This window comes from Mesorhizobium opportunistum WSM2075, assembly GCF_000176035.2.
Lineage (GTDB): Bacteria > Pseudomonadota > Alphaproteobacteria > Rhizobiales > Rhizobiaceae > Mesorhizobium > Mesorhizobium opportunistum.
Window position 1 is genome coordinate 3,733,029 of the sequence record NC_015675.1, and the last position, 19,898, is coordinate 3,752,926.

Annotated in this window: 18 protein-coding genes; 15 read left to right on the forward strand and 3 right to left on the reverse strand. The window is 63.4% G+C overall.

The features are described from left to right. The first annotated feature begins 87 nt into the window (after positions 1-87). The gene (locus MESOP_RS17920; protein ID WP_013894751.1) at positions 88-879 is read left to right on the forward strand and encodes a GGDEF domain-containing protein; all 792 of its coding nucleotides are present in this window, start codon (positions 88-90) and stop codon (positions 877-879) included. 218 nt (positions 880-1,097) lie between these two features. Here the strand turns inward: MESOP_RS17920 and MESOP_RS17925 are convergent, their stop codons facing one another. Beyond that, positions 1,098-2,933, reverse strand: coding sequence for an ATP-binding protein (locus tag MESOP_RS17925; protein WP_013894752.1), 1,836 nt, complete (start codon positions 2,931-2,933; stop codon positions 1,098-1,100). A gap of 166 nt (positions 2,934-3,099) precedes the next feature. Between MESOP_RS17925 and MESOP_RS17930 the strand changes: the two genes are divergently transcribed. Genes MESOP_RS17930 through MESOP_RS17940 form a run of 3 tightly spaced genes read left to right on the forward strand, consistent with a single transcriptional unit; the run spans position 3,100 to position 4,562 of the window. Then, positions 3,100-3,663, forward strand: coding sequence for an XRE family transcriptional regulator (locus MESOP_RS17930; RefSeq protein WP_013894754.1), 564 nt, complete (start codon positions 3,100-3,102; stop codon positions 3,661-3,663). 4 nt (positions 3,664-3,667) lie between these two features. Further along, entirely contained in the window at positions 3,668-3,976 is a 309-nt protein-coding gene (locus tag MESOP_RS17935) for a hypothetical protein (RefSeq protein WP_013894755.1), read from the forward strand. Between the two features lie 52 nt (positions 3,977-4,028). Continuing rightward, positions 4,029-4,562 carry a GNAT family N-acetyltransferase gene (locus MESOP_RS17940; protein WP_013894756.1) on the forward strand — a complete coding sequence of 178 codons (534 nt, stop codon included), beginning with the start codon at positions 4,029-4,031 and terminating at the stop codon, positions 4,560-4,562. Here MESOP_RS17940 and MESOP_RS17945 read toward each other — a convergent pair whose 3' ends face one another. Beyond that, the gene (locus tag MESOP_RS17945) at positions 4,563-5,450 is read right to left on the reverse strand and encodes a LysR family transcriptional regulator (protein ID WP_013894757.1); all 888 of its coding nucleotides are present in this window, start codon (positions 5,448-5,450) and stop codon (positions 4,563-4,565) included. Positions 5,451-5,569: 119 nt separating this feature from the next. Here MESOP_RS17945 and tmpA point away from each other — a divergent pair, with 119 nt between their 5' ends. The 3 genes from tmpA to MESOP_RS17960 are packed head-to-tail and all read left to right on the forward strand — an operon-like array spanning position 5,570 to position 7,533. After that, the gene (gene tmpA / locus MESOP_RS17950) at positions 5,570-6,721 is read left to right on the forward strand and encodes a 2-trimethylaminoethylphosphonate dioxygenase (RefSeq protein WP_013894758.1); all 1,152 of its coding nucleotides are present in this window, start codon (positions 5,570-5,572) and stop codon (positions 6,719-6,721) included. Then, positions 6,718-7,302, forward strand: coding sequence for a (R)-1-hydroxy-2-trimethylaminoethylphosphonate oxygenase (gene tmpB, locus MESOP_RS17955; protein WP_013894759.1), 585 nt, complete (start codon positions 6,718-6,720; stop codon positions 7,300-7,302). The genes tmpA and tmpB overlap by 4 nt, the downstream gene beginning before the upstream one ends. Before the next feature lie 33 nt (positions 7,303-7,335). Then, positions 7,336-7,533, forward strand: a complete 198-nt coding sequence (locus MESOP_RS17960; protein WP_013894760.1) for a hypothetical protein — start codon at positions 7,336-7,338, stop codon at positions 7,531-7,533. Between the two features lie 57 nt (positions 7,534-7,590). On the opposite strand, the gene MESOP_RS17965 is transcribed toward MESOP_RS17960, so the two are convergent. Then, entirely contained in the window at positions 7,591-9,393 is a 1,803-nt protein-coding gene (locus tag MESOP_RS17965; protein ID WP_013894761.1) for an NAD(P)/FAD-dependent oxidoreductase, read from the reverse strand. A gap of 505 nt (positions 9,394-9,898) precedes the next feature. On the opposite strand from MESOP_RS17965, the gene MESOP_RS17970 reads away from it, so the two are divergent. The 8 genes from MESOP_RS17970 (at position 9,899) to MESOP_RS18005 (ending at position 19,692) form a co-directional block, all read left to right on the forward strand. Then, positions 9,899-11,650 (forward strand): acetolactate synthase 3 large subunit, encoded by a 1,752-nt coding sequence (locus MESOP_RS17970; RefSeq protein WP_013894762.1) that lies wholly within the window; start codon positions 9,899-9,901, stop codon positions 11,648-11,650. Between the two features lie 83 nt (positions 11,651-11,733). Next, positions 11,734-12,309 carry an acetolactate synthase small subunit gene (gene ilvN, locus MESOP_RS17975; RefSeq protein ID WP_013894763.1) on the forward strand — a complete coding sequence of 192 codons (576 nt, stop codon included), beginning with the start codon at positions 11,734-11,736 and terminating at the stop codon, positions 12,307-12,309. Between the two features lie 443 nt (positions 12,310-12,752). Further along, positions 12,753-13,349, forward strand: coding sequence for a LysE family translocator (locus MESOP_RS17980; RefSeq protein WP_013894764.1), 597 nt, complete (start codon positions 12,753-12,755; stop codon positions 13,347-13,349). Positions 13,350-13,564: 215 nt separating this feature from the next. Then, the gene (locus tag MESOP_RS17985) at positions 13,565-14,830 is read left to right on the forward strand and encodes an efflux RND transporter periplasmic adaptor subunit (RefSeq protein ID WP_013894765.1); all 1,266 of its coding nucleotides are present in this window, start codon (positions 13,565-13,567) and stop codon (positions 14,828-14,830) included. Beyond that, a complete protein-coding gene (locus MESOP_RS17990; RefSeq protein ID WP_013894766.1) occupies positions 14,827-17,988 on the forward strand; it encodes an efflux RND transporter permease subunit in 3,162 nt (1,053 codons plus the stop codon). The genes MESOP_RS17985 and MESOP_RS17990 overlap by 4 nt, the downstream gene beginning before the upstream one ends. Positions 17,989-18,066: 78 nt before the next feature. Continuing rightward, positions 18,067-18,690: a nitrile hydratase subunit alpha gene (gene nthA, locus MESOP_RS17995; protein ID WP_041164178.1), complete on the forward strand. Its 624-nt coding sequence runs from the start codon at positions 18,067-18,069 to the stop codon at positions 18,688-18,690. Continuing rightward, entirely contained in the window at positions 18,687-19,346 is a 660-nt protein-coding gene (gene nthB, locus MESOP_RS18000; protein ID WP_013894768.1) for a nitrile hydratase subunit beta, read from the forward strand. Before nthA ends, nthB begins: the two co-directional genes overlap by 4 nt. Beyond that, a complete protein-coding gene (locus tag MESOP_RS18005) occupies positions 19,333-19,692 on the forward strand; it encodes a nitrile hydratase accessory protein (RefSeq protein WP_013894769.1) in 360 nt (119 codons plus the stop codon). Before nthB ends, MESOP_RS18005 begins: the two co-directional genes overlap by 14 nt. Positions 19,693-19,898: the final 206 nt, after the last annotated feature.

Consider the following 19,898-nt stretch of genomic DNA (forward strand, 5'->3'; position numbering starts at 1 on the left):
AGAGTTCCCGCCGAGGTTGTCCAAGTTAACGCTCCGTAAGTCGGTCCGTGCCATAAAGTCGATGGGCACTTTTCCATCGGGGAGCAGATGCGTTTCCATAAGGCGGAATCAGCATTTTTCGTCTTTATCTTCGTGATCCTGGCCGCGGGCCTGGTGACGCTGCATGCCTATGGACAACTGCAATCCTTCGCCACGGAACTCCATACGGCTTCGGGCCTGGACAAGGTCATCTACCTCAACAAGCTTTTGTTCGCGACAGGCGTGCTGCTTGCGACCGCACTGTTTTTCGGCATCTTCTTCATCTACCCGCTGATCCGCAAACAGGCGACGGAGGAAGGCAAGCTGCGCGCCATGACGGTTTCGCTCAGCGCGCGCTCCGAAACGCTCGAGCACGCGGCCCTGACCGACAGCCTGACCGGTATGCAGAACCGGCGTTATTTCGACGACGCGCTGAAGGAATATCTCGAAGAGTTCAGGCGCATCGAAAAGCCGGTCGGGCTGATGATCCTCGACCTCGATCATTTCAAGCAGGTCAACGACACACACGGCCACGACGTCGGCGACGAGGTGCTGAGGGCGGTGGCCAGTTGCCTGAAGGACATGACGCGCTATCACGACGTGGTGGCGCGGCTGGGCGGCGAGGAGTTTGCCGTGGTTACGCCCAACATGGATGCGGAGCTTCTGGGCAAGTTTGCCGAGCGCATCCGCAAGGCGATCGCCAACATGTCCGTGCTGACAGGCAATGTCCGGCTCAAGATCACGACCAGCGTCGGCCTTGCCGTCTGGGACAGGCAGGAAACGGCGGAAGATTTCTATCGCCGCGCCGACCGCCAGCTCTATGAGGCGAAGAGGCAAGGCCGCAACCGCGTCTGCGCCTAAAATCCCATCACTGAATTCGTGAGGCCGGCCGTTTGATGCCGACTTCTGCGCTTCCGGTGCTCACGGACTCAATGTCCGCTCCGCTCCGGTTCTCGAATTCGACATCAATCGACTCAGCCTGACGAATTCCCTGACGGGATTTGCCCAAGCTGGTCAACGGCTCTTGGATGTTTGACGCAGATACTTCGAGCTATCGGCGGATGGGCTTGACGCCAGGTTCAATCGTTCTGCGGGCGCAGGCCGAAGGTGGCGGGCTTGAGGCCGTAGCGCATGTCGAAATCGTCGTCCGATTGGACGCGGGTGGTGGCCGGCGGCTTGCGGTAGTCGGGATCGCCTGCCTGCCTTCCGGAATCGACCACTTCGGCGAACGGCATGCCCTGCGGCTGCGGCTTCGGCACGTTGCGCAGCCGCTCGACGATCGCCACCAGATCGACGTCGTCGTTTAGTTTCGCTGCTTCCTGCTGCTCTCGCTTCGATGCACCGGGAAGCAACTCGGCGGGCAGTCTTTCGAACTTCAGCCGCATGGTCGTCGCCACGCCTTCGCCGAAGGCGATGGCTTCGCGCTGGCCCATGGACGACAGGAAGGCGAGTGTGGAGGCGGACGAGTCGGCGATTGCCGAACGGATGATCGCCTGGTCCTGCTCGTTGGCGAGACGCATGGCGAAGAAGGTCGAGCACTGCGACAGGATGGTCGGGTCGAGTTCGCCCGGACGCTGGGTGACGACGCCGAGATAGCAGCCGTATTTGCGGCCTTCCTTGGCGATACGCGACAGCGCGTGCCGGGTCGGCGCGAAGCCGAGGCGGGCATCAGCCGGCATGTAGCGATGCGCCTCTTCGCACAGCAGCAGGAGCTGCAGCTTGCCTTCGCTCCACAAAGCAAGGTCGAAGGCCAGGCGCGCCAGCACCGAACAGACGGAATTGACCACTTCGGAGGGCATGCCGGCCATCTCGAAGCAGGTCACCGGCCGGCCGTGATGCGGCACGCGGAAGATGTTGCCGATCGTCTCGTGGATGGTGTCCTCGATCAGGCGCGAACTGAACATGAAGCGGTAGCGCGGATCGGCGGCCGCCGATTCGATGCGGGTCTTCAACGATTTGAGCGTCGGGCGCTCGTTCTTGCTTTCGAGCATGCCCATGCGCTCGTCGATCTGCTTGAGCAGGTCCGCGATGCGGTAGGGTATCGGCGTATCGGCGGTCAGCGCGTCGTTACCGCGCCTGAGGTACGCGCCCGAATTCGGGTTGCGGTAGAGGTTCTTGGCGAGCGGAATGAGGTCGCGCAAGGCGTCGATCTCCTCCGGCACCGTTTCGCGCCCGCGAAACAGCACCTCGGCGAACTCCTCCAGCTTGAACATCCAGAACGGCAGGTCGAGCGTCTTGGAATCGACCCTGACACAATATTCGGGCAGCGATGCCGCGAACTCGTTGTGCGGGTCGAGAATCAGGATGCGCAGATCCGGCCGCGCCGCGATCGATTTGCGCAGCAGGAGCGAGACGGCGGTGGATTTGCCGACGCCGGTGGTGCCGACGATGGCGAAATGGCGCGCCAGCGTGTCGTCGATGGCGATGTTGGCGGCGATCGTCTCGTCCTGCGACAGCGAGCCGATGGTGATGGAATGGCGGCCGGCCAGATCGTAGACCGCTTGCAGATCCCGGCTGCGGATGCGGTGCGCGACGGCGCCGATATGCGGATAGGTGGTGATGCCGCGGTCGAAGATCGGCTTGGCGCCGGGCTCGGCGCCGTCACGCACTTCGCCGATCAACTCGATGCTGACCTCGATGGCGTTCTGGCCTTCATTGTTCCAGGCGCGGTCCGACTTGCCGATCGCATAGACGAGACCAACGGTGCGCGTCGTGCCCAGGTTGATCGAGATCATCTTGCCGACCGTCCACAGGCCGGTGACCGCGCCGTCGACTTCGTCGGCAAAGGCGCTGATGGTGGCGCGGGCGCCGTCGCATTGCACGACATTGCCAAGGATGCGCCTGTCGTTCTGCTCCGCGTGGCGGCGCTCCTGCGATGTCGGTTCTCCGACGGAAGCTTCGCGTTCGACAAACATGGACAGGACAATCCCCATTTCCCTGGAGCATCGACCCTACAGGAACGGGGTTAAGGTCGGGTGAGGTCGGATGGTGTAGAGAGGATTAAAGAGCCAGCTAAAATTGTCGCGGGATGGCTCTTCTCCCATCTTGTCTCCAATCTTGGAATTTCGCTATACTAGACGAATGGATGATATAGCGAACAACATCTCCTCCACCATCGGCAGGCGCATACACGCCGAGAGGATCATGCGCGATTGGTCGCTGGCGGAGCTTGCCGAGCGATCCGGGGTTTCCAAGGCGATGTTGAGCACGATCGAGCGCGGCAAGACCAGCCCGACCGCGGCTCTTCTGGTGCGGATCGCCGCGGCTTTCGGCATGACGCTGTCGACCTTGATCGCGCGGGCGGAATTGCAGGGCGGCGGGCTGCTGCGCGAGGGCGACCAGCCGGTGTGGCGCGATCCCGATACCGGCTATGTCAGGCGGCATCTTTCGCCGGCCTGCGACATGCCGCTCGAACTGATCAAGGTGCATCTGCCGGCGGGCGCCAAGGTCAGTTTTCCGGCCGCGTCCTACGCCTTCATCAAACAGCAGATATGGCTGATTTCCGGGCGGCTGGAATTCATCGAGGGCGATGTGGCACACAGGCTCGAGCCCGGCGACTGCCTGGCGCTCGGAGCGCCGTCGGACTGCACCTTCCATGCGCTGGAGCCGGGCGCCGACTATCTCGTCGCGCTGGTCAGGGGCTGAGATCATGGCAAGACGGCCAAAGCGCTCCCACAATGGGGGGCCGCCTCTCGATGACTACAAGGGACCGCCATGGGGCAAGAGCGACCCCTACATCTTCCTCGCCTGGCAGGCCGCCCATGCCAAGGCATGGAAGGCGCCGAGCCGTGATGTCATGTTGATGCGCATGGACAAGGCCGAGCGGCTGGGCCTGACCTATGAGGAATACACGCTCGAGATCCTGGAGCGCGGGCGTCATCTCGGGCAAGAAGACACCGACCGCATCAGCGCCATCAAGGCCGCGCGCAAACGGCGTCGTGTACGCCAACTGGGCTGACCGGGGCAAGCTTGCTTCACTCATTTCACTGCTTCCAAAGGATATCGAAGGCATGAATTCCATCGAAATCGAAGCCCTCGGCGCACGTCCGGACACGCTGGCGATGCTGGCCGACCTGCTGGTCGAAACGGTTGCCGCCGGCGGATCGGTCAGCTTCATGCATCCGCTGGCACCGGAAGCGGCAACCGCATTCTGGGAAAGATCGCTGGCAGCGGCGGCAAAAGGGGAAAGGGCGGTGCTTGGCGCCTGGGACGGCAAGGCCCTGGTCGGCACCGTCACCCTGCTGCTCGACTGCCCACCCAACCAGCCGCACCGGGCCGAGATCGCCAAGCTGATGACATCGGTCGAACACCGGGGCAGGGGTGTCGGGACGCGCCTGATGCGGGCCGCGGAGCGTCTCGCCGTCGAGAAGGGGCGCACGCTGCTGGTTCTGGATACGGCGACGGAGGAGGGCGCTTCGGGCCTCTACGAGAGGCTTGGTTTCACCCTGGCCGGCGAAATCCCGGACTATGCGCTGAAACCGCATGGCGGCCTGACCGGCACGCTGATCTACTGGAAGCGTATCGGCACACGGGTAGGGGTATAGTCAGGCCGAGGCCACACCGGAGAGGCGCCCCAGCAGCCAGGTGCGGAAATCCTGCTCGGCGCTGGTGAGCTGTGCGGTCGATGCCTTGGTCAGGAAATGCCCCGAGCTGCTGGAAAGCTCGAAATCCGAGAGCCTGACCAGCGTGCCGCTGTCGAGCGCCGCATCGATCAGAGGGCGCGACCCCAAAAGCACGCCGGCACCGGCGCTCGCCGCTTCCATGGCGGCGACGAAACTGTCGAAGCGGTGCGATCGCAGGAGGTGGCCAGCCAATCCGGCCGCCGCGAACCATTCCGCCCACATTTCGCGTGCGCCGGCGACCAGAAGCAGCGGCAGGGATGTCCAGTCGGCATCGGCAGCCAAGGCTGGAGCCGCCACTGGCACCAGCCGCTCGGCAGTCAGCCTGTCGGCCTCGCGCCCGGGAAAGGCGCCGTTGCCGAAGCGGATGTCCAGCACCGACCCCGGCAGATCGTAGTCGGTCGGGCGGTGGATCGTCACAAGATCGAGCTGGATGCGCGGCAGTGCCTGGGCGAGATCGGGAAGTGCCGGAACCAGCACCAGCAAGGCGAAGGAGATCGGCACCCGGATCGAGACGGTCTGGACGGCGCGCGGCTCGAACAGCTCCGTCGTGCTGCTGGAGATGGTAGCGAAGGCCGACTGGATGTGGGGCAGGTAGGCGGCGCCTTCCGGCGACAGCGCGACGCCTCGCGCCAACCGCGAGAACAGCCGGGTCTTCAGCCGCTCCTCCAGAAACCGGATGTGCTGGCTGACGGCTGCCTGGGTGAGGCCGAGTTCGGCGGCCGCCGCCGTGAAATTCGACAGCCGCGCGGCGGCCTCGAAACTGCGCAGCCAGTCGAGCGGCGGCAGGGTGGGAATGGTTTTTCGAGGCATTAGCTATCTATGGCCTTTGGCCAAAAAATGATAATTTGAATTATGCCTTTCGTGGGGCGAACATGCAATCGAAACCCTGCGGATCGGGCCGTGGGGTGTAGCGGACAGGGACGATTTCCATGCTCACCCACGCGCTGGTTGGCGACGAAGGCAGAACCATCGAACTTGGCTGGAAGGACGGGAGACGCACCCGCTTTCACGCCATCTGGCTGCGCGACAACGCGCTCGACGACAGGACTCGCAGCGCCGGCAACGGCCAGCGCCTCATCACCATCCTCGACATTCCGGCCGAGACGAGAATTGGCGCGGCGGCGATCAAGGCTGGCATGCTGGAGGTCAGCTTCGTGCCGGAAGGAAAAACGGTCAGCTTTCCCGTGCAATGGCTGAGTGCCAACGCCTATGACCGCGATGAGCTTCGCCAGCCGGGCTGGACGGGCGATATCATCCAGCGCTGGACGAAAGCGACGATGCAGAATTCGCTGCCGCGCACCAGCTACCCGGCAGCCAGTCACGGCCGCGGTGTCCTGAGGGAATGGCTTTCGGCGGTGAGGACCTATGGCTTTGCGGTGATGGATGGCCTGCCGGCCGAATCCGGAGCCCTCTGCAAAGTGTCCGACCTGTTCGGCTACATCAGGGAAACCAATTACGGCCGCTGGTTCGAGGTGCGCGCCGAGGTCAATCCGAACAATCTTGCCTACACCAATCTCGGCCTCCAGGCACACACCGACAACCCCTATCGCGATCCGGTGCCGACGCTGCAGATCCTGTCCTGCATCGAGAATACGGTGGAGGGCGGCGAATCGAGCGTTGTCGACGGTTTTGCCGTCGCGGCTGCCTTGCAGGCCGAGAACCCGGAAGGCTTCCGCCTGTTGAGTTCATGCCCGGCGCGTTTCGAATATTCCGGCTCATCGGGCGTGCGGCTGCAGGCCAAGCGTCCGATGATCGAGCTCGGTCCCGATGGCGAACTGATCTGCATCCGCTTCAACAACCGTTCTTTGGCGCCGACCGTTGACGTGCCCTTCGCCGACATGGACGCCTACTACGCCGCCTATCGCCGGTTCGCCGAGCTGATCGAGGATCCGTCCTTCGAAGTCACCTTCAAGCTCGAGCCCGGCCAGGCCTTCATCGTCGACAACACCCGCGTCATGCATGCCCGCAAGGCGTTTTCGGGCACCGGCAAGCGCTGGCTGCAAGGGTGCTACGCCGACAAGGATGGCCTGTTGTCGACGCTCGCCGCGATCGAACAAGGTTTCAAGGAGGCTGCGGAATGAGCGGCCAGGATTTGAACGCGGACAACATCGTCGAATTCATCGCCGACATTTTCGAGCGCCGGGGTGCGGAATCCTATCTGGGCGAGCCGGTGACGATGTCCGAGCACATGCTGCAGGGGGCATGGCTGGCGGAGCAGGACGGTGCGCCCGAGGTGTTGGTGGCGGCCGCACTGCTGCACGACATCGGCCACTATACCAGCGAGTTCGGCACCTACTCGCCCGAGGATGTCGAGGACAAGCACCATGACGAAGCCGGCGGCGAGGTGCTGGCGCCGTTCTTTCCGCCTGTCATCGTCGAATGCGTGAGGCTGCATGTCGCGGCCAAGCGCTATCTCTGCGCCACCGACCCGACCTATTTCTCCAAGCTGTCGCCGGCTTCGGTTCACACGCTCTCGCTGCAAGGCGGGCCGATGAACGCGGACGAGGTGGCCGAGTTCCGCAAGAACCCGTTCCATGAGGACGCCGTTCGGGTTCGCATCTGGGACGAGGGCGGCAAGGTCGCCGACATGAAGACGCGGGCGTTTCGCGATTATGTGCCGTTGCTGCAGCGGGTGGTTCGCGACTTCGCCAACCGCGCCTGACGAAATCAGTCACCGGGAGAGGAGACGGCCCATGTGTTTCTGCTTCGACGCGACAATACGGCGGCCCCATACCGGCCGGAGAATTGCCGCGAGCGCCTGACTGGCTCGGGCGCCCCACCGCATCACCGATCGATCGCGGGGGCGGCCCGGCCGGCCCGCCACGCCTTGTCCGACGAGCGCAAGGTCATCGAGCGCTGGGCCAAGGCGGGCGGCGTGATGCTGCGGGACTGAAACGAAGGCCCGCGCGGCGAACATGCCACGCGGAGATTCAAGAAGGCTGGTGTGTCGTTAGCCTTTGTGGTGCACCTGCTGAAGTCCGTAGACCGGCGTCGGCAGCCCGGCATGCCTGGCTTTCAACTGCAGCGACAGGAACTGCGAATAGTGGCGCGACTGGTGCAGATTGCCGCCGTGGAACCACAGCGCTTCCTGTTGCGTCGGCTTCCACATGTTGCGCAACTCGCCTTCCCAAGGGCCAGGATCCTTGGTGGTGTTCGAGCCGAGGCCCCAGCACTTGCCGACCTTGTCGGCGGTTTCGCGCGATATCAGGTCGGCGGCCCAGCCGTTCATCGAGCCGTAGCCGGTGGCATAGACGATAAGGTCGGCAGGCAGTTCCGACCCGTCGCTGAGCAGAACCGAATGCTGCTTGATCTCTTCGACGTCGACGCCGCTCTTCAGCCTGATCGAACCGTCGATGACCAGCTGGGAGGCGCCGACGTCGATATAATAGCCGGAGCCGCGCCTGAGGTATTTCATGAATAGGCCGGACTCGTCGTCGCCCCAGTCGAGCATGAAACCGGCCTTTTCCAGCCCCTTGTAGAACGCCGCGTCGCGTTTCTTCATCTCGGCATAGGCCGGGATCTGGAATTCATGCAGGATCTTGTAGGGCAGGGAGGCAAAGATGAGATCGGCCTTGGCCGTGGTGATGCCATTCTGAACCGCCTGTTCCGAATAGAGGGAGCCCAGGCCGATTTCCATCAGCGTGTCGGATCTCGAGATATGGGTGCTCGATCGCTGAACCATGGTGACGTCGGCGCCGGCTTCCCAAAGCGCGGCGGCGATGTCGTGGGCGGAATTGTTGGAGCCGATGACAACGGCCTTCTTGCCGGCATAGGCATCGGGGCCGGGATGCTTCGAGGAGTGATGCTGGTCGCCCTTGAAATTCTCCATTCCCTTGAATTTCGGCAGATTGGCCTTGCCCGACTGTCCGGTGGCCAGCACCAGCTGCTTGGGTTTCAGGGTGATGTCCTTGCCGTCGCGGTGGACGACGACGGTCCATTCCTTCTTCTCCTCGTCATAGGAGGCGCTCTTGGCCTCGGTCGAGGACCAGTAGTTCAGCTCCATGACCTTGGTGTACATTTCCAGCCAGTCGCCGATCTTGTCCTTGGGCGAGAAGACCGGCCAGTTCTTCGGGAAATCGATATAGGGCAGATGGTCGTACCAGACCGGATCGTGCAGGCAGAGCGACTTGTAGCGCTTGCGCCAACTGTCGCCGGCGCGCTCGTTCTTCTCGATGATGATGGCCGGCACGCCGAGCTGCCGCAGCCGCGCGCCGAGCGCGATGCCGCCCTGGCCGCCCCCGATGATGACCGTGTAGGGCTGCGTCTTGAAGCCGAGTTCGGCCGCCTCTCTCTCGCGTTCTTCCTTCCATGTCGGGCGGTTCTTGCCCGAGCCATGCCTGGCGCCCATCGGCCGCGCAAAGCCCGCCGGTTCCTCATGGCCTTTCAATTCGACCATGGTGGTCAGCAGCGTCCAGATCTTGCCGTCCTTCAGCCTGACATGGCCAAAGCCGCGCGCCGCTTCGGTCTCGAAACTGATCCAGCCTTCGATCAGCCCGTCGCTCTCGGTCGCGTCCTCACCCCAGGCGATGGCAAAGTGTGACGGCTTGGTCTTCGACAACTGGCTCTTCAGCATGTCGCGGACCTGGTCCTTGCCTTCCATGGTCTTGATGTTCCAGGTGAAGGTGACGAGGTCGCGCCAGTAGCAGTCCTCCTGAAAACAGCCGACCGCCTTCTCGATGTCATTGGCGGCGAGGGCGGCGCCGAACTGGTCGAGCAGGTCGGACAGTTTCTTGTTTGGGGCCTTGTCGAGCATAAGTTTTCCTCCGTGAAATCCAGGCCGTCATGGGTGCTCCTCCCGACTTGCAAAGCCGGACAATCAAGTATTGGCAATGAGAATAGCCTTCGTCACGCCCCACCATAGTTTCGCGTGGCTTCAAGGACTTATCCGGAAAACATGCTGCCAAGCCGGTTTGACGCCGTGTCCGTCGCGAAATCGTGACGGGTATTTTTCAAATTGGGAAGCGGCTTCATCGGCGCAGCGATTTTTGCCGTTGACAGCCTGCCTTGCCCGCCCTTAGTGTCCGCCATCATGAAAAAGGCACTCATTCTCGTAGGAAGGCGCGTGGGCAAGGCGGTGTAACCGCCGGGCGAAAACCTCCCATGCGCAACACACAGGCTCCCTCGGGGGCCTTTTTTATTGCCTAAAACACGACTAAACGACCAGCAGCAGCCAGATGGCAACGCCCAAAGGGCGACAGTACGGGACCAAACCGATGAGCAACGGACAAAGTGAACGGCGCGAAATGCCAAGAGCCGAAATGACGGGCGCCGAAATGGTGGTGCAGGCGCTGAAGGACAATGGCGTCAAGCATGTCTTCGGTTATCCCGGCGGCGCGGTTCTCCCGATCTACGACGAGATCTTCCAGCAGGACGAGGTCGAGCACATTCTGGTGCGGCACGAGCAGGGTGCGGGCCACGCGGCCGAAGGCTATGCGCGCTCGACCGGCAAGGCCGGCGTCATGCTGGTGACCTCCGGCCCCGGCGCCACCAATGCGGTGACGCCGCTGCAGGACGCTTTGATGGATTCGATCCCGCTGGTCTGCCTGACCGGGCAGGTGCCGACGTCGCTCATCGGCTCCGACGCGTTCCAGGAATGCGATACGGTCGGCATCACGCGCCCCTGCACCAAGCACAACTGGCTGGTGAAGGACGTCAACGAACTCGCGGCGACCATCCACGAGGCCTTCCATGTCGCCACGACCGGCCGTCCCGGCCCGGTGGTCGTCGACATTCCGAAGGACGTGCAGTTCGCCAAGGGATTTTATGTCCCGCCGCAGATCGCGCCCCGCACCAGCTACCAGCCCAAGGTCCAGGGCGATCTGGAGAAGATCAAGGCGGCGGTCGAGCTGATGGCGACCGCGAAGAAGCCGATCATCTACTCGGGCGGCGGCGTCATCAATTCCGGCCCGGAGGCGAGCCATCTCTTGCGCGAACTGGTCGATCTCACCGGCTTCCCGATCACCTCGACGCTGATGGGGCTCGGCGCCTATCCGGCGTCGGGCAAGAACTGGCTGGGGATGCTCGGCATGCACGGCACCTACGAAGCCAACATGGCGATGCATGACTGCGACGTGATGATCTGCATCGGCGCGCGCTTCGACGACCGGATCACCGGCCGGCTGACAGCGTTCTCGCCGAACTCGCGCAAGATCCACATCGACATCGACCCGTCGTCCATCAACAAGAACGTGCACACCGAAGTGCCTATCATCGGCGATGTCGGCCGGGTGCTGGAGGACATGGTGCGGCTGTGGCGGGCGACCGCCAAGGCCGACAAGAAGGCGCTCTATCCCTGGTGGGAGCAGATCGCCAAATGGCGCGGTCGCGATTCACTCGCCTACAAGATGAACCATGAGGTCATCATGCCGCAATACGCCATCCAGCGGCTCTACGAACTGACCAAGGACATGGACACCTACATCACCACCGAGGTCGGCCAGCACCAGATGTGGGCAGCGCAGCATTATCATTTCGAGAAGCCGAACCGCTGGATGACGTCGGGTGGGCTGGGCACGATGGGCTACGGCCTGCCGGCAGCACTCGGCGTGCAGATCGCGCATCCCGATGCGCTGGTCGTCGACATCGCCGGCGACGCCTCGGTGCAGATGACGATGCAGGAGATGAGCGCGGCGGTGCAGCACGATGCTCCGATCAAGATCTTCATCCTCAACAACCAGTACATGGGCATGGTGCGCCAGTGGCAGCAGCTGCTGCACGGCAACCGGCTGTCGCATTCCTACACCGAGGCGATGCCGGACTTCGTCAAGCTGGCGGAAGCCTATGGCGGCCACGGCATCCGCTGCGAAAAGCCCGACGAGCTGGACGACGCGATCAAGGAGATGATTTCGGTCAGGAAGCCGGTGCTGTTCGACTGCCGCGTGGCGACGCTCGCCAACTGCTTCCCGATGATCCCGTCGGGCAAGGCGCACAACGAGATGCTGCTGCCGGACGAGGCGACGGACGAGGCCGTGGCCAACGCCATCGACGCCAAGGGCAGGGAACTGGTCTAAACCGCGAAGCCAGGCAGGGCTGTCGCGAGAAGCCGTGCGGAAACAGATAGTTAGATCAAGAGTTTGAAATCGAGATTCATGTCATGAACGCACAGCATCTTCAACCGACCGGCTCCGCCTACTTCATCGCCAAGGAGACGGAAAGGCCGGAAAACCACACGCTTTCCGTGCTGGTCGACAACGAGCCGGGCGTGCTTGCCCGGGTCATCGGGCTGTTTTCCGGGCGCGGCTACAACATCGAGAGCCTGACCGTCTCCGAGACCGAACATGAAAAGCACCTGTCGCGGATCACCATCGTGACCCGCGGCACGCCGCATGTGCTGGAGCAGATCAAGCATCAACTCGAGCGCATCGTTCCGGTGCACCGGGTCGTCGACTTGACCGTGCGTTCGCACGAGTTCGGCCAGGAGCGGCCGCTGGAGCGGGAACTTGCGCTGGTCAAGGTCGCCGGCACCGGCGAGGCCCGCGTCGAGGCGTTGCGGCTGGCCGACGCTTTCCGCGCCTCGGTCATCGACGCCAACACCGAGCATTTCATCTTCGAGATCACCGGCAAGGGTTCCAAGCTCGACCAGTTCATCGCCATCATGAAGCCGCTCGGCCTCGTCGAGATCTGCCGCACCGGCGTGGCGGCGATGAACCGCGGCCCGCAGGGTATGTAAGAATTCATACGACGTTCAGATTCTGCATTCACGTTAGGACAAGGCAGTCCGAAAGACGTTTGAGAATTGGTGGCGCGTGACCCCGCGACAAGAACTGGCGATACATGTGATGATGTACGCCATGATCGCATTCTCGATTTGGGTGCTTGCCCATGCCTGGGTGACGATGACTGTCCCTGTCGGACGAATGGGTCGCCCATGCAGACAATCCAACGAGATTCTGGGATGGAATCTTCTTCCATGCCGGATGCATCGTCGTCTTCAGTTGGTTTCTTTGGTGGCTGAAGTATAGCCGTCGTCGAGACTGATCGCCCGAATTTATCCGGTCGGGCGTGCCCGGGAAATCAGCCGTCGGATCGCGGCGGGGGCATTGGACCAATCGAATGAAGTTGCGTCCGGCGCCCGGTCGATTTAGTCAGCATTACTGACCTTTGTGAGCCGTCATGACCCTCGACGCATTCCTCGCACTTTTGGTCTACGCCTTCGTGACCTCGATCACGCCGGGGCCGAACAATCTGATGCTGCTGGCTTCAGGTGTGAATTTCGGCCTGGTCAGGAGCGTGCCGCATATGCTTGGCATCAGCATCGGTTTCCTGGTGCTGCTGCTTGCCGTCGGCCTTGGCCTTGGTGCCGTGCTGACGGCGTTTCCGGCGCTGCATACGGCGTTGAAGATCGCCGGCGCCGCCTATCTGCTCTACCTCGCCTGGAAGATCGCCATGTCGCGCTCGTTCGCAGGCAAGGGCGAGGCAAGCGGGCGACCGATGCGCTTCATCGATGCGGCGGCGTTCCAGTGGGTCAATCCCAAGGCCTGGGTGATGGCGATCACCGCCATGGCCGTCTACAGCAATCCGGAGCACCCTTTCCTGTCGGTGGCGCTGATCTCGGTGGCCTTCACCATCGTCAACCTGCCGAGCGTCTCGGTATGGGCGGGATTCGGCACGGCGCTGCGCGGTTTCCTGTCGGATCCGGTACGGCTGAAATGGTTCAACATCGGCATGGGCGTGCTGCTGGCGGCGACGCTTTGGCCGATGTTGAAATAGGACTTCCTCGGGGCTCGTCGTAGCTTCGGCCAGCGGCCATGCCGGGTGCACATCCATTGTGCAGTGCACATTAAATCTTCGTAATGCCGTGTTTTGGCCCTTTTCCGACAAAGGCGTGTCCTATCTATTCGGCGAAATCGCGGCAGTGAGCCGTGAGTTGCGCTAGAATACGACCACCTGGCTATGGCGTGTCGGACAGAGAGGGCCTTTTGTCGATGCGTGGAAAAGTCATTCTTTCTTTGCTGGCGGTCGCCTGCGCGGGTGCTGCCTGGCTCTATCTGTCTCCCGACGCACTGAGCCGGGCTCAACAGTTGATCGGCGCAAAGCAGGTCGCGGCTGCATCGGACAAGCAGGCCCGGGACACTCAGGGAGGCGGCAAGCAGGCGGCTGGCGGCAATGGTGCGCGTTCGGCCTCGATCGTCTCGGCGACGGCGACGACGGCCGACTTCCCGATCCGGCGCTATGCCATCGGCTTCGTCTCCTCTCCGGCGGTGGTCAATATCAACGCGCGGGTGTCCAGCCAGATCGTCTCCATCGACGTCAAGGACGGGCAGATGGTGAAGGCCGGCGATCTTCTGTTATCGCTCGATGACCGTGCGCTGAAGGCGCAGCTCGCCAAGGACCAGGCGACGCTCGCCAAGGACCAGGCCCTGCTCGCCAGCTCGAATTCCGATCTTCAGCGCGCCAAGGATCTCGTCGCCAAGCAGGCCGGCACGCAGCAAACCTATGACCAGGCGGTTGCCGCGCAGAAGGCCGCGGCGGCGACCGTCGATGCCGACAAAGCGACGATCGATGCCGACAACGTCCAGCTTGGCTTTGCCACGATCACGGCGCCGATCGCCGGCAGGCTGGGTGCCGTCAATGTCGCCGTCGGCGATCTTGTCACCGTCAGCAATGGCAACAGCAGCACGGCGACACCGTTGGTGACCATCACCCAGATGGACCCGCTGCAGGTGAACTTCAACCTGCCGGAAAGCAACCTTGCGCTGCTGCACAAGGCGCTGGCCAATCCGCAGCAAGGGGCGGTGACGCTGACCCAGGACGGCGACCCGACGCCGATCGGCAAGGGTACGCTCGATTTCGTCGATTCCAGCGTCGACACGGCTTCCGGCACCATCGCCACGAGAGCCAGCATACCGAACGCCGATCTCTCGCTGTGGCCGGGCCAATATGTGAATGTCGTCCTCGACGCCGGCGTCATGCCGCGGATGACCTCGGTTCCCACGGTCGCGGTGCAGCCGAGCCAGAAGGGGCCGTTCGTCTATGTGGTCAAACCCGACAACACCGTCGAGATGCGGCCGGTGCAAGTGGCGCTGACCGAAGGCGAGAACAGCGCCATCAGCCAGGGAGTGAAAGCCGGCGAGAAAGTGGTCACCGAAGGTCAGACAAGATTGAAGAACGGCGCCGCCGTGCATGAGGGCGCCACTACTGCAGCGCCCAAGGTGGCCGAGGCGACCAATGCCGGCGGGGCGGCCCAATGATCTCCGAATTCTGCATTCGCAGGCCCGTGGCCACGCTCCTGATGTCGTTCGCTCTCGTGCTGGGCGGACTGTTCGCCTACAAATTCCTGCCGGTGGCCGCACTGCCCAGCGCCGAATTCCCGGTGGTCAACGTCTCGGCCTCGCTGCCCGGCGCCTCGCCGGAAACCATGGCGACGTCGGTGGCGACGCCGCTGATCAAGCAGTTCGCGACCATCGCCGGCATCGATTCGATTTCGACCACGAACTCGCTTGGTCAGACTTCGATCGCCATCCAGTTCGTGCTCAACCGCGATATCGACGCGGCGGCGGCCGACGTGCAGGCGGCGATCGCGCGCACGCAGAAATCATTGCCGCCGCAGATGACGTCGCCGCCGAGCTATCGCAAGGTCAATCCGGCCGACGCGCCGATCCTTTTGATGTCGCTGGTCAGCGACACGGTTCCGCTGACCGACCTCGATGCCTTCGCCGAAAACGTCATCTCGCCGTCGCTGTCGACCATCGACGGGGTGGCGCAGGTCTCGATCTTCGGCCAGCAGAAATACGCGGTGCGCATCCAGATCGACCCGACCGCGCTTGCCGCCCGCGGCATCTCGATCGATCAGCTGCAGGCGGCGGTCGCGTCCGCCAACAGCAACACGCCGCTCGGCGTGCTGCAGAACAACAAGCAGCAGCTGACCATCACCGCCAACACCCAGTTGACCGACGCCGCCGGCTTCTCCAACCTCATCATCGCCACCAAGAACGGCCACCCGGTGCGGCTGGGCGAGGTGACCCGCGTCGTCAATTCCGTGCAGACCACGACGACGGCGAGTTGGTATGACGGTACCCGCGCGATCATCATGGCCGTCCAGCGCCAGCCCGACGCCAACACGGTCGACGTCGTCGACAAGGTCAAGGCGATGCTGCCGTCCTTCCAGGACCAGATGCCGGCCGCGGCCCAGATCAAGCTGCTCAACGACCGCTCGACCTCGATCCGCCAGGCCGTCGACGACGTGCAGTTCACGCTGCTTTTGACCATCGCGCTGGTGGTGATGGTGATCTTCGTGTTCCTGCGCCGGGTGACGGCGACCATCATTCCGGCCGTGGCGGTGCCGATCTCGCTAATCGCGACGCTCGGCGCGATGTTCCTGTTCGGCTTTTCCATCGACAACATCTCGCTGATGGGCCTGACGCTCGCTGTCGGCCTCGTCGTCGACGACGCCATCGTGATGCTCGAAAACATCTTCCGCCATATGGAAGAGGACGGGTTGTCTGCCTTCGATGCGTCGCTGAAGGGCGCGCGCGAAATCGGCTTCACCATCATCTCGATCTCGATCTCGCTGGTCGCCGTGTTCATACCTGTGCTTCTGATGGGCGGGGTGATCGGGCGCATCTTCAACGAGTTCGCCGTCGTGGTGACGGTCGCCATCCTGGCGTCGATGTTCGTCTCGCTGACGCTGACGCCGATGCTTTGCTCGCGGCTGCTGTCGGTGACCAAGGCCGACCGCGAAGCACACGGTGCGGGCCACAAGCGCGATTTCATCACGCGCGGCTACGACCGCGTCCTCAGCTTCTGCCTGCGGCACACCTTCCTGGTGTTCCTCGTCTTCATCGGCACCGCGGCGGCGTCGGTGTGGCTGATCCAGGTATCGCCGAAGGGCTTCTTCCCGCAGGAGGATATCGGCCAGATCTCGGTGACGACCATCGCGCGCCAGGACATCTCGTTCGACGCCATGGCCAAGCTGCAGGGGCAGGTGGCCAGCGTGTTCTCGCATTCGCCCTATGTCGACCATGTCGCGTGGTCGGCGGGCAGCGGCAACAATGCGCTCAACCAGGGGCAGCTCTTCGTCCAGCTCAAGGGCAAGGACCAGCGTCCCGATATCGAGAAGGTGCTTTCGGATCTGCGCAAGCAACTGGCCGGCGTGGCGGGCATCGAGACCTACATGCAGCCGGTGCAGAACCTGAGACTGGGTTCGCGCTCGTCGGCCAGCGCCTACCAGCTCGTGGTTCAGGGGCTGGACACCGGCCAGACCGATATCTGGGCACAGAAACTCAATGACGCGATGGCGGCCGATCATGCGACCTTCACCGACGTCACCAGCGATTTGCAGAACAATGCGCTGCAGGCATCGCTGGTGGTGGATCGCGACAAGGCCGCCCAGCTCGGCATCGACACCGACACGCTGCGCACCGCTCTCTATGGCGGGTTCGGCACCGACCAGGTGTCGACGATCTTCGGCTCGGCCGACAGCTATGAGGTCATCACCGAGCTCGATCCCAAGATCGAATGGTCACCCGAGCGGATGCTCGCCATCCAGATGCGGACGGCGAGCGGCAGCCTGGTTCCGCTCGGCGCCTTCGCGCGCGTCGACCGCACGGCCGGCGCCCTGACGGTCAACCAGCTCGGCCAGCTTCCGGCGGTGACCATCTCCTACAATTTGCCGCAAGGCGTGGCGCTCGGCGACAGTACGGCCCGCATCAGCGCGCTGAAGGAGCAGATCGGCATGCCGACGGCGATCTCGACGTCCTTTGCCGGCACGGCCAAGACCTTCCAGGATTCGCTTGCCAACCAGGGCCTGCTGATCGGCGGCGCGATCCTGACCATCTACATCGTGCTCGGCATCCTCTATGAGAGCTTCATCCACCCGCTCACCATTCTGACCGGCCTGCCGTCGGCGGTGCTTGGTGCCGTCGTGGCACTGCGCTTCGCCGGCATGGATCTGTCCGTCATCGCGGTGATCGGCATCCTGATGCTAATCGGCATCGTCAAGAAGAACGGCATCATGATGGTCGATGTCGCGCTCGAACTGCGACGAGAAGGCATGTCGGCCACCGATTCCATCCACAAGGCGTGCCTGATGCGTTTCAGGCCGATCATGATGACGACGCTGGCAGCACTTATGGGCACCTTCCCGATCGCGCTCGGCACCGGCGCCAGCGCCGAGCTGCGGCAGCCGCTGGGTGTTGCGGTCGTCGGCGGCCTGCTCGCCTCGCAGGCGCTGACCCTGTTCGTGACGCCGGTGATCTATGTCTACATGGAGAATTTCTCGGGCTGGCTGGTCGGGCTGATGCCGAAGCGCAAGGCGGAGTTGCACCTGGTCGAAGAAGGCGATCAGCCGTCATTGTTCGGTACCAACGACGACATTCAGGGCGAGCCGCAGAAAACGGCCGCCGAGTAACGGCTTGATGCGGTCCGGATAAAGCTGGCCCAAGCCGTCATGCTTGCGGCCGGCGGATCGGAGCCATAGTTTGTGGCAATGTCCCACGATCATGACCACGACAACGAACTCGATCCGTTTGCCGCCCGGGTGCGCGCGCTGGAGACCATCCTGACCCGCAAGGGGCTGATCGATCCGGCCGCGATCGACGTCATCGTCGATACCTACGAGACCAAGATCGGTCCGCGCAACGGCGCCAGGGTGGTGGCGAAAGCCTGGAGCGATCCTGCCTATGCCGACTGGCTGAGGCGCGACGCGACGGCGGCCATCGAATCGCTCAGCTACACCGGCCGGCAGGGCGAGCACATGCAGGCGGTGTTCAACACCGATGACACGCACAATCTCGTCGTCTGCACGCTGTGCTCCTGCTATCCGTGGTCGGTGCTCGGGCTGCCGCCTGTCTGGTACAAGGCGCCGCCCTATCGTTCACGCGCCGTCATCGACCCGCGCGGCGTGCTCGAGGAATTCGGGCTGACGCTGCCGGCGGACAAGAATATCCGCGTCTGGGATTCGACCGCGGAGCTGCGCTATCTCATCGTGCCGCAACGGCCGCAGGGCACCGAGGGCTGGAGCGAGGAGCAACTGGCCGATCTGGTAAGCCGCGATGCCATGATCGGCACGGCGCTGGCCAGAGAACCGGAACATACGGGGGAGCCGGCATGAACGGCCCCCAGGATCTCGGCGGACAGATGGGGTTCGGGTCCGTGGCCCCTGAAAAAGATGAACCCTATTTCCATGCCGACTGGGAGCGGCGCGCGCTCGGCGTGACGCTGACGGCCGGCGCCATGGGCGCCTGGAACATCGACGAAAGCCGGCACGCGCGGGAATCGCTGCATCCGGCCGACTATTATGGCTCCAGCTATTACCAGATCTGGATCAAGGCGCTGGAGACCTTGCTCAAGCGGCATGGTTTCGTCAGCGAACGCGATCTCAAGGCGGGCGAGGCGATCGATGCGGCGGCGACCCCGAAACGGGTGCTGAAGGCGGAAAACGTTCCGGCGGTGCTGGCCAAGGGCAGTCCTTGCAACCGGCCGGTCGAGACGGCGCCGCGCTTCAGGGCCGGCGACGCCGTGCGGACGAAGAATTTCAACCCGACCGGCCATACCAGGCTGCCGCGCTATGCGCGCGGCAGACGGGGCACGATCGAGGCGGTGCGCGACGGCTTCGTCTTTCCCGACACCAACGCGCACGGGCAAGGCGAGAACCCGCAATGGGTCTACACGGTGGTTTTCGATGGCACGGAGATCTGGGGCGAGGGCGCCGACCCGACGCTGACCGTGTCGATCGACGCCTGGGAGAGCTATCTTGAGCCGGCCTGAAGGTACCGCTGCCGATTTGCCGCCGGGGGTCGATGCCCCGGTGTTTGCAGAGCCCTGGCAGGCCGAGGCCTTCGCCTTGACGGTTGCGCTGCACGACAAGGGCCTGTTCTCGTGGAACGAGTGGGCGGATGCCCTGTCGGCGCAGGTGAAGAAGCCGGACGCCGCGGCTGACGGCCACGATTATTACGAACATTGGCTGGCAGCACTGGAAAGCCTCCTTGCGTCGAAGGGGTTGGCCGCCAGGGCGGATGTCGACGCGATGGCGCAAGCCTGGGAGCGTGCCGCCCATGCCACCCCACACGGCAAGCCGATCCTGCTGGAGAACGATCCCGGACAAGTCGGTTAGTCTTTCGACAAAGGATGAAGTCCTTGCGGCGTTTGCGCTGCCCCTCATCGCCCTGCCGGGCACTTCTCCCCGTATAGTGACGGGGAGAAGGAGCTAGCCGCAATGCCGGCGTTCCCTGCGACGCTGGCGATTGGCGAAGCAGGCGATGACAGCGTCCTTCTCCCCGTCATTATACGGGGAGAGGATGCCGGCAGGCAGGTGAGGGG